Source organism: Amycolatopsis sp. BJA-103 (genome assembly GCF_002849735.1).
In the GTDB taxonomy this organism is placed as follows: Bacteria; Actinomycetota; Actinomycetes; order Mycobacteriales; family Pseudonocardiaceae; genus Amycolatopsis.
Window position 1 is genome coordinate 6,581,011 of sequence record NZ_CP017780.1, and the last position, 9,549, is coordinate 6,590,559.

At 63.0% G+C, this 9,549-nt stretch carries 6 protein-coding genes and 1 tRNA gene; 5 read left to right on the top strand and 2 right to left on the bottom strand.

Going from position 1 to position 9,549, the window contains the following annotated elements:
- Positions 1–146 precede the first annotated feature (146 nt).
- Positions 147–953 (top strand): divisome protein SepX/GlpR, encoded by an 807-nt coding sequence (gene sepX / locus BKN51_RS29040; RefSeq protein ID WP_101610665.1) that lies wholly within the window; start codon positions 147–149, stop codon positions 951–953.
- Positions 954–1,023: 70 nt separating this feature from the next.
- Positions 1,024–1,099, top strand: a tRNA-Ala gene (locus tag BKN51_RS29045).
- Between the two features lie 369 nt (positions 1,100–1,468).
- Here BKN51_RS29045 and BKN51_RS29050 read toward each other — a convergent pair.
- Entirely contained in the window at positions 1,469–2,575 is a 1,107-nt protein-coding gene (locus tag BKN51_RS29050; protein WP_233222955.1) for a DNA cytosine methyltransferase, read from the bottom strand.
- 237 nt (positions 2,576–2,812) lie between these two features.
- Here BKN51_RS29050 and BKN51_RS29055 point away from each other — a divergent pair, with 237 nt between their 5' ends.
- The 3 genes from BKN51_RS29055 to BKN51_RS29065 are packed head-to-tail and all read left to right on the top strand — an operon-like array spanning position 2,813 to position 9,129.
- Positions 2,813–4,297 carry a sigma-70 family RNA polymerase sigma factor gene (locus BKN51_RS29055; protein WP_101610667.1) on the top strand — a complete coding sequence of 495 codons (1,485 nt, stop codon included), beginning with the start codon at positions 2,813–2,815 and terminating at the stop codon, positions 4,295–4,297.
- A gap of 32 nt (positions 4,298–4,329) precedes the next feature.
- Positions 4,330–7,383, top strand: a complete 3,054-nt coding sequence (locus BKN51_RS29060) for a helicase-related protein (RefSeq protein WP_101610668.1) — start codon at positions 4,330–4,332, stop codon at positions 7,381–7,383.
- Between the two features lie 12 nt (positions 7,384–7,395).
- The gene (locus tag BKN51_RS29065; protein ID WP_101610669.1) at positions 7,396–9,129 is read left to right on the top strand and encodes a hypothetical protein; all 1,734 of its coding nucleotides are present in this window, start codon (positions 7,396–7,398) and stop codon (positions 9,127–9,129) included.
- On the opposite strand, the gene BKN51_RS29070 is transcribed toward BKN51_RS29065, so the two are convergent.
- Complete coding sequence (locus tag BKN51_RS29070) at positions 9,065–9,535, bottom strand: very short patch repair endonuclease (protein WP_101610670.1); 471 nt, start codon at positions 9,533–9,535, stop codon at positions 9,065–9,067. The two genes, BKN51_RS29065 and BKN51_RS29070, sit on opposite strands and share 65 nt — an antisense overlap.
- Positions 9,536–9,549 lie beyond the last annotated feature (14 nt).

Consider the following 9,549-nt stretch of genomic DNA (forward strand, 5'->3'; position numbering starts at 1 on the left):
GTTCCAGTAACCGCGTTACCACAAACTGTGAGATTCACCTAATTTGGTGATGCATTTTCCGTGATCGAAACCGGCGAGTCTGCGCGGCGTGTGTGACTGTTGTGGCTAGCGTGACTACAGCAGTGGATCGGGGGAGGTGACGGGAGATGCCCAGTTCGGTGATCATCGTCGCGCTCGCAGCGGCATGGCTCGTCGTTCTCGTGCCCATGGTCGCTCGCAAGCGCCAGCAGGTCGCGCGGACGACGGACTCGGCCTTGGCGGCGCGAGTCGTGCGGAGCGGGAGCACACGCCAAGAGGGACCGGAGGAGTTCGCCATGGCGGAGAACACGGAACCGTCGGTAGAAGACGACCTGGCCGAGCTCGAGGCGGAACTCGACGCCGACCTCGAAGAAGAGGAACTGGAAGCCGAACCGCTTCCCCAGCCCTCGCGCGGGCCCCGCGCCGAAAGGGAACGCCAGGGCGCCGGCTACCGGCCGGGCCGAGGCGGTTTCGACCCCGAGGCGGCGGACATCGCCGCCCGCGCCAAGTACGCGTTCCGGCAGCGGATCGTCATCGCGCTCCTGGTACTCGTGGTGACCACGGCGGTCGTCGCCGGCTTCCTGACCCCGACGGTCTGGTGGGCCAACGGTGTCGTCGACGCGGTCCTCATCGGCTACCTCGCGTACCTGCGCCGTCAGGTCCGCATCGAGAACGAGATCCGGCAGCGCCGCCTCGCCCGCTTCAACAACACCCGCGCCCCACGCCGGACGGCGGCCGACGACGAATCCCACGAGTCCCACGAAGACGTCGAGGTCGTCGCAGCCGAACGCCCGGACGTCGTGGAGCGCAAACCGTCCCCGATGTCCCGCCTCCGGCGCCAAGCCGTCGTCGTCGACCTCGACGACGAGGACCCGGCCTTCCACGAGCTCGACGAGCCCGGGACCAGGCCTTTCCGCCGGGCCGCCGGAGAGTGACCCCCGCGTTCGGGGCTCCGTGAGCCACTGATAAGCTCATGGAGCCCTGAATGAGGGGCAAGCTTTACCAGGGGCTGTAGCGCAGTTGGTAGCGCGTCTCGTTCGCATCGAGAAGGTCAGGGGTTCGATTCCCCTCAGCTCCACCAAAGGAACCTCCAACCCATTACAGAGGGTTGGAGGTTCCTTGTTTTGTGAACTTTCACGTCTCGCTGCAGCAGGTGTGCTACTTAGCGGGCTGTTAGCCATGACCTTGCTGATCAATTCGATCGCTGCGGTCCGGTGCCGACAAACCGGCGTTCCTGCACGCAGTCGGCGACATCACCGGGCGACCTGGACGAACGGTCACTAGAGCTGGCTATGCCATCCGCTGCTACTGGGGCGAGGCTGCAACATCTACGTTCTCCTTTACGGAGAGGTCGTCTACCAGGTATTCATCCGCCGCAGTAGGCTGGGTTTACAGAGTACAGCCCGGCGTTCGCCCATGATCAGCCGTTGTGCTCGTGCAGGTAGGCTGGCTATTTTGATCGTCGGCGAGCCTGCCGAGCGGCTGTGATACCGGTGGAGTTTCCAAGGGCCGTCTTGACATGATCTACGATCGTTCGCCCAACGGCTTCTGCGAGCCGAGGCGGTACGGCATTGCCGATGAGCCGACCAAGCGGAGCGAGTTGGACTGGCTGGTCCGGGGCCACAAACTCGTAATCCGACGGGAAGCTCTGGAGGTTGGCTGCCTCTCGCAAGGTGAGAGCCCGATCTTGTTCGGGATGGCCGAACCGTCCAGTGCCGAAGTTGTACGCCATGGTGGTGATCGTGGGCGACGGCTCATCCCACACCATGCGCGCATAGACGTTACGGAAGGTCGCCCCAGACTCCTTCCGGTGGCATGCGGATCGCAGTTCTTCCGGCCAGTCTTGCCAGGTCCCCCCGGGCTTGGACCGCTTGATCCGCTTCAAATTGGTCCCGCTCAGGCTGCGGCTCTTGTGAAGGCGATCTTGAGGATCTGCTTGTCCATGTGCTACCGGCGGGAGAGCAGAGATGGCCTGACGCACCGTGGGGTACTGCTCGGGTCCAAGGGTCCCCTTCGGCACGGTGATCTCACCCAATCGCGAACCGAGGAGGACCATACGCCTACGGTGCTGAGGTACACCATGCGCCGGGCCATAGCAGGACTGAGCATCGACGTGGTAACCGAGGTCTTCAAGGCCGGTGACGAAGTTCCTGAAGACCGAGGCACTGCCAATCCTGGTGACGTTTTCCATCGTAACCACCTCTGGCAGCGTCTCCGCGATGAGCCGAAGCATCTCGTCTACCAGCGGCCAAGCGGGTTCCTTCGACGTGTCGACACCTCGTCGATACGACGAAAACGGCTGACAGGGAGCGCAGCCAGCCAGAACACGGACACGAGCGCGGGCGGGCCACATCGCTGCGAGATCAGCAGCCTCGACTTTGCGGATGTCCTGCTGATGGAACGGCGCTCCGATGTTGGTGCGGAACGGATATGCGCAGGCTGGATCGATGTCGACCCCAGCGGCGACGTGGACGCCAGCCTCACGTAGGCCGTACGAGAGGCCGCCCACACCGCAAAAGAGATCGACAGCAGAGATCATCGAGGGTCGACCAGTCACGTTGGGACTGTAGTCGATCTAAGGCTGCGGCGGGCGACCGGACACCAGGTCAGGCTCGACAAAACCGAAGGCACCCGCAACCCGGTCGGTTGGCTTGCGGACCTGCTAGGGCGATCGTGTCGACGAGACTTGCACGGAGTGTCGATCTTTATAACAATTAGTAACGAACTCGCGTATGCGTTTAACGTTGAGGTGTCTCACCTCGACGTCAATCGGTAACCGAGGGAGGAGTTGGTCATGGCGACCCCCGCACGCCCGGCGCCGGGCATCGACAGTCTTGCCGACGAGCTACGGTCGATCTCGGAAAGCCATGACGGACGTCCAGGACGGCAGGTCATTTGCGAGTTCACCAAGCGCCATCACCTGAGTCACCGCGATGTCGATCGCTTGTTGGCTGCTTGGGATCAAGACGAGTCGAGCTCGCTCGCTGAAAGCGCTACCAGCGCGCCGGTTCAAGAACCGAGCCGAAAGGCAGTCGAGCTCGCAGAGGAAGCGCTGGACGTTGATCTCGCCTGGATGTTCGGGGGTGTTCCAGAGCCGACTGTCTTGCGGAGCGCCAAAGACGTCGTCGGGCAGACGTTCGACGATCTGCTCGGGGACTGGCTGCGAAAAGGCGAGCAGCTAACCCAGACAGAAATCGCACTGCTCGTCAGTAAGCGAGAGCTCAGCCCCCGCCAACATCACGAGCTGTCAGAACAGCTGGCCGAGGCTGGGGTCGTGCCCAGCGAATCCGCTCCGCTCCAACAGCGGAGCGGGATGAGCCTGGGGCACGATCAAGATGCGGTCGGCCAGTACTTGAAGGCAGTGGCCCACTACCCCCTGATCGATGGTCAGCGAGAGGTCGAATTGTGGTCGTTGATCTCGCAAGGCGTCTCGGCCCAAGACGAATTGAACCTGTCCACGAGTGATACGTTGGAAGTGGCTCTGCGCCGGAGCCTGCAGATGCAGATCGAGCGCGGACGACGTGCTCATACCCAATTGGTCTGCGCCAATCTGCGCCTAGTGGTGTCCATTGCGAAACTACGGCATTACGAGGCGTCTGGCGTGGAGTTCCTGGACCGCATTCAGGATGGCAACTGCGGGCTGATGCGTGCAGCGGACAAGTTCGACGGGTCGAAGGGATTCAAGTTTTCGACGTACGCCACCTGGTGGATCAGACAGGCGATCGAGCGTGGCATCGGCGACCGCGGAAGGTTGATCCGCTTCCCCATTCATGTGCACGAGCAAGTCCAGAAAGTACGGAAAGCGATGCGTGACCTGACCGGGCGGTTTGGCAGGACGCCCACGTGGGGTGAGATCGCTGACAAAACCCACATGGAACCAGGTGCCGTCCGGGCGCTGCTGGACCTCGACAGGCCAGTGATCAGTCTCGATGGTCTATTGGGGGACGACGGCGATCTTCGTTTGTCCGACGTACTGGCCTCCGAAGAAGACCGTGATGGTCGTACCGATCCAGCGCAGATCGCCGTCCATGCGCAGATGAGAGAGCATTTGACTCGTGTGCTTCGTGCCAGTCTGCCGATGCGGGAAGCCCAGGTCCTGGAACGCAGGTACGGCATCGGTACAGGCAACGAGGAGACGCTCGAGGCCATCGGCGCGTCGTTGGGTGTGACACGCGAGCGCATCCGCCAGCTTGAAAAGCGTTCGTTCACCAAGTTACGCGAGAGTAACTGTACGACGTCTTTGCGGTCGTACATCATGGAAGACTCGAAGTTCGGCTGAGCCGGCGTCGTCTCGGAGGGGGACCAACGCAAGTGAACGGCAGCAACACCCAGTCGCCGGAGCAAGCATGTCAGGCGTTCGTCGGCTGGCTCGACCGCAGAGTCGTCGCAGCAGGGCGAGGCGACGGCCTGGAACGTCTCGAGGTTGCCCCGGCGGGAACCTTCTGGCTGGGGCGACTGGCATGCGAGGAAGAGGTCCAGAAGGCTGCGGGCGACGAACGGTCCGAGAGGCTGGACCCTTGTGCCATCGGCATTCGGTTACGTCCAGCAAGTCCTCCGTCATGGTCGATGTCCGTGATCGTACGGGCGAGGGGCTGGGTGAAGGATTCCAAAGATGGGCCTGATCCGGACAAGCGCTGGTGGCGTACGGGCCTCGTCGAGGAAAAGGTGCCCGTTTCGGTCGGTGGCAACGGCGGGTCGTTCGGCTCCGCGCAACTGGCTGCGGCGTTCGCTGCTGTCGGCGCCCCCGGTCTGACCGCCGAAATACGTGTGGAAGTGGAGGACTGGCACCAGCGGACCGAGCTGGTAGTGCAGTTGGTCAACACCAGCCCGCAGAAGGGACTCACCGATTCGCACCTGTACGAGACCGAGATCGAAATCTCAGGTCTTGCTACGGCGCCGTTTCAATTGGAGTCCCTGCCCGATAGCTTCCGCTACGACCGGAAGGTGCCAGCGTACGGAGTCAACGTCGGAGTTGACGAGGTGGCGCCAGGAGTCTTTCGCAGCACGGACACCGTCAGCGTACAAACTCACAGGCCCGACTACTGGGATCACACCTATCCAAAGCCGGATCTGAAGTTCTCGGCCCTGGCCCATGACCCGTTACCACAGCTGACGAAGCTGGTGGATGCGCTGACCCTGTACGACGACGCGCACTGGTCACCTGCTGCGCTGGACGTCCGGCAAGAAGCCGAGAGCTGGACGGACGCCATGCGCGCAGAGGCAGATGCGTCGGCGCAAGCGGTGTTTGCCGAGCTGGACCGGCTACGCAAAGGTTTGGCATTGCTGGAGTCCACCCCAGCACTGTTGCAGGCGTTCCAACTGATGAACGAGGCGATCGGGGACAGCACCAGAGGTAAGTACCCTGACTGGAGGCCGTTCCAGATCGGTTTCCTACTGTCGTCGGTACGGTTCTTGGCCGAACCGACGGAGGAGGCCAATTACGTAGACACCGTCTGGTTCGCCACTGGCGGCGGCAAGACCGAAACGTACCTCGGGTTGTTGCTGACCGCGGCGTTCTACGACCGGCTCACCGGAAAGATCGTGGGCGTGACTGCCTGGTCCCGTTTTCCTTTGCGTCTGCTCAGTTTGCAGCAAACTCAGCGATTCGCCGACGCGCTGGCCTCCGCTGAAATCGTGCGCCAGGCCCACAAGGTCGGCGGGGCGCCATTCAGCCTCGGTTTTCTCGTCGGCCAGGCAGGCACTCCCAACAAGATCGTGCCAACGGCGACAGCGAAGGACGACGAAACAACCCCGGACAGCCCAGGGGTGCCGAACAAGTATCAGGTACTGTTGCGCTGCCCGTTCTGCCGTGACGAGAACCTGGAAATGCGCTTCAACAGGCAGCGTTGGATGCTCGAACACTGTTGCAAGAACGAGAGCTGTCGTTACGCGAATTGCGCCCTTCCGGTATACGTGGTGGACCAAGAGGTGTACCGATTCCTGCCGACGGTGGTGGTCGGCACTTTGGACAAGGCGGCGTCGATCAGTTTGCAGCAGGCCATGCGGGGGCTGGTCGGCCCACCGCGCGGGTCGTGTTCGGAGGCGTGGCATGGGTTCACCTATGCGGATCGCGCGAGAACACCAAACGGTTGTTTGGTACCGAACTGTCAGGGCAGTTTGACGGGATTGCCAATGGACAAGGCGCGGTTCGCGCCGACGCTACGGCTCCAGGACGAGTTGCACCTACTACGGGACAGTCTCGGCGCCGTCGACGCGCACTACGAGAGCCTGCTCGATCATCTGCAGCATGAAACGAGCGGGAGCCGCGCCAAGATCGTGGCCAGCAGCGCGACGCTGACCGGCTATGAACGGCAGGTCGACGTGCTTTACCAGCGCGAAGGTCGGGTGTTCCCACAACCTGGCCCGCGTGCAGGCGAGTCGTTTTGGACGGTGCCGACCGCTCAACCATTGCGGCAGTTCGTGGCCGTCGCTCCCCGAGGGGTGACTCTCGAACACGTCAGCGACCGCACCCTGGATACGTTGCAGCGCTGCATCAGGGAGCTGATCGACGACCAGGTGGGAGTCTGCGCGGAAGCAGGCGTCGAGCCCAAACACGCCGATATGTTGGTCAGTCAGTACGGCACCAACGTCGTGTACGGCTCCACGCTCTACGACGTGGAAGCCGCGGGGCGAAGTCTGGGCAGCAACAACACCGTCGAAGGGATCAACGTCGAGCAGCTCACCGGCCAGACCGAGTTCGACGAAGTTCGGGCCATTCTGGAACGTCTGGAGAAGCCGGAGAAGGACTTCACCGATCGGGTGCACGTGGTCGCCGCAAGTTCCATGCTTTCGCATGGTGTGGATGTCGAACGACTCAACACGATGGTAATGCTCGGCCTTCCCTTGACCACCGCGGAGTTCATCCAGACGACCGCGAGGGTCGGCCGTTCGCGGCCGGGGCTGGTGTACGTGCTGCACAAGATCGGCCGGGAACGCGATGCACAGACGTTCCGGCACTTTGGCCCGTACGTGCGTCAAGGTGACCGGTTCGTCGATCCGATTCCGATCACCAGACGCAGCCGCCGGGTGCTCGACCTCACGATCGCGGGTGCGGTTGCCGCCCGCACGCTGATGATTCGGGAACCGGCGAGCAAACAGCGGTTGAGTACGCCGCTGAAACTGCGTGACTACCTGCGCACCATCGGCCTGACGCCACAGGAGGAGGCGGACGCGATCGCGGCAGTGTTCGGTCTCGACGGCCCTGAGGACTCGTTGCACAAGCAGCAAATCCTCAGCTGGCTGAAGGACTGGTTTGCCGACCTCGAAGACCCGACCCTGAAGACGAACTTCATGAGCGACATCGGACCGACCCCGCCCATGATGAGCCTGCGGGACGTCGAAGCGACCGCCCCCATTCACGATTGAGCTTGGAACGACATGACGATTTTGGGAAGTCGAAGCGGCAGCCAGATCTTGCGGACGTTTCTGCCCGAGCAGACCGTCGACCTTCGCGGCGACATCTACCGGGTCACCGAATGGTCGGCCCCCATACCGATCGAGGTGGACACCGAACGGGTGCGGTGGAGTTTGCGTCGCGAGATCGCTGCGTGGACAGCGAACGGCAAAGACAGCGGAGTCGGGGCGGAACTTCCTGGGGCATCGGTCGAGGTCGTCGAGTTGGACGAGCGGCGCGGCGTGACCGTCGAACGGTATCCGGAGATATGGTTGTGCCGCGCCTGCAAGCGCATCGGCAAATCCTTGAACAGGAAGTGCAAATGTGGCCAGCACCGTTGGGGACAGCTGCATTTCGTTGGCATTCATGACTGCGGCCGAACCGAAGTGCCGTATATCCGCCGCTGCGCCGTACACGACGACGTAAAGGTCGTCATTCCGAAAAGCGCCAAGGCGGCGGACATCGCGTTCGTGTGCCCGGAATGTCAGACGACGACGATGAACGGGCTCGGTTTCAACCGGAAATGTCCGTGCGGCGACGGCGCGTTCCGCTGGAACGTGCACAAGGCACGCACCGTCTACACGCCAAGAAGCATGGTACTGATCAACCCGCCGCGCCCAGAACATCGGGAGAACCTCAAATTGGCCGGCGGCGCCCGAAAGGCGCTGGCGTGGGTAGTGGACGGTCTCACCGCAGGGCGTCCAGCGGACGTCGTTGCGAAGCAAACCAAGGACGAGTTTCTAGCCAAACTCATCAAAGACGGCATGGACGAGACGTTCGCAAAGAACATGGCGGACATGGCCGAGCAAGGCGGACAACTGGCCAAACCCGGCGAGCATCCGGTTGATTCCTTGTCCGAAGCGCGCAGGGAGGAGGCTGAGCGCGCGGCTGTCGACATCGCCATGGCGCTGGCTGAAATCAGGCAGCCAACCACTGCGTTGCGCGGCGCATCACAGGGTGACCAACTCGATCGGCGCTATGGCACGGCGTACCCGGCAGCCCTGACGCGCGCGGGCATCGACGGACTCGATTTGGTCGACAAGTTCCCGGTCCTCACGGCCATGTACGGGTTTACCAGAGGGGACGACAACCCAGCGAAATGCACCCTGGTGCCGTTCCGTCGACGCGGAGGCGGCTACCGACTCTATGGCAGCATGGCCGAGACGGAGGCATACCTGGTTCGCTTGGACCCCGTACGGGTCGCCAATTGGCTGACCGGACACGGCCACACGCTGGCAGGGTGGTCTGCGGGCAGCACCGACCCGGTAGAGGCCAGGGTGGCAATCCTGGAATCCGTCACACCGCCGGACAAGACGGCCCCCCAGTCCGACAACTCGCCGGGCGCGGACCTGCTGCGGTTGATTCATACCTATGCGCACCGGTTCATCCGGCAGACCGCAGCGTTTTCCGGGATCGAACGGGACGCGTTGAGCGAGTACCTGGTTCCCGGTCACCTGGCGTTCTTCGTGTACGCGGGAGCTCGTGGTGACTTCGTGCTCGGCGGTTTGCAGGCGGTGTTCGAGTCCAATTTGGACGATTTGCTGAAGGCTTTCGTGGACGCCGAGCACCGATGCCCGCTGGACCCCGGGTGCAGCCGCGGCAGCGGAGCGTGCAGCGCCTGCGTGCACCTTGGTGAGCCGTCGTGCAGGTTCTTCAACCGGTTCCTGAACCGGGACGCGCTGTTCGGTCCTGGTGGTTATCTGCGGATCGGCTCATGACTCTGCGCCGCCACTCGGTTTCGACCCGATCGGCGGCCCGCTCGGTCGGCTCGTGTTCCCACACGTGCATCACATGCCAGCCGAGTTCGCCGAGGGCGGCGTCCTTGGCTCGGTCGCGGTCGACGTTGCGGTCGAGTTTGGCCCGCCACCAGTCCCGGTTGTTACGTGGCAACGTGCCATGTTCGGGACAGCGGTGCCAGAAGCAGCCGTCCACGAACACCGCGACCTTCACCCTCGTGAGCACGATGTCCGGACGACCGGGAAGCCCGGGATGGTTCACCCGGAACCGCAGGCCCCGGCGGTGGAGCTCGCGGCGCAACACGACCTCCGGTTTCGTGCTCGAGCGGGGCTGGCGACGCAGCCGTGCAGATGTCGCGGCGTCCAGCGGCGTCGGCGAGTGATCCATGACACCAGACCCTA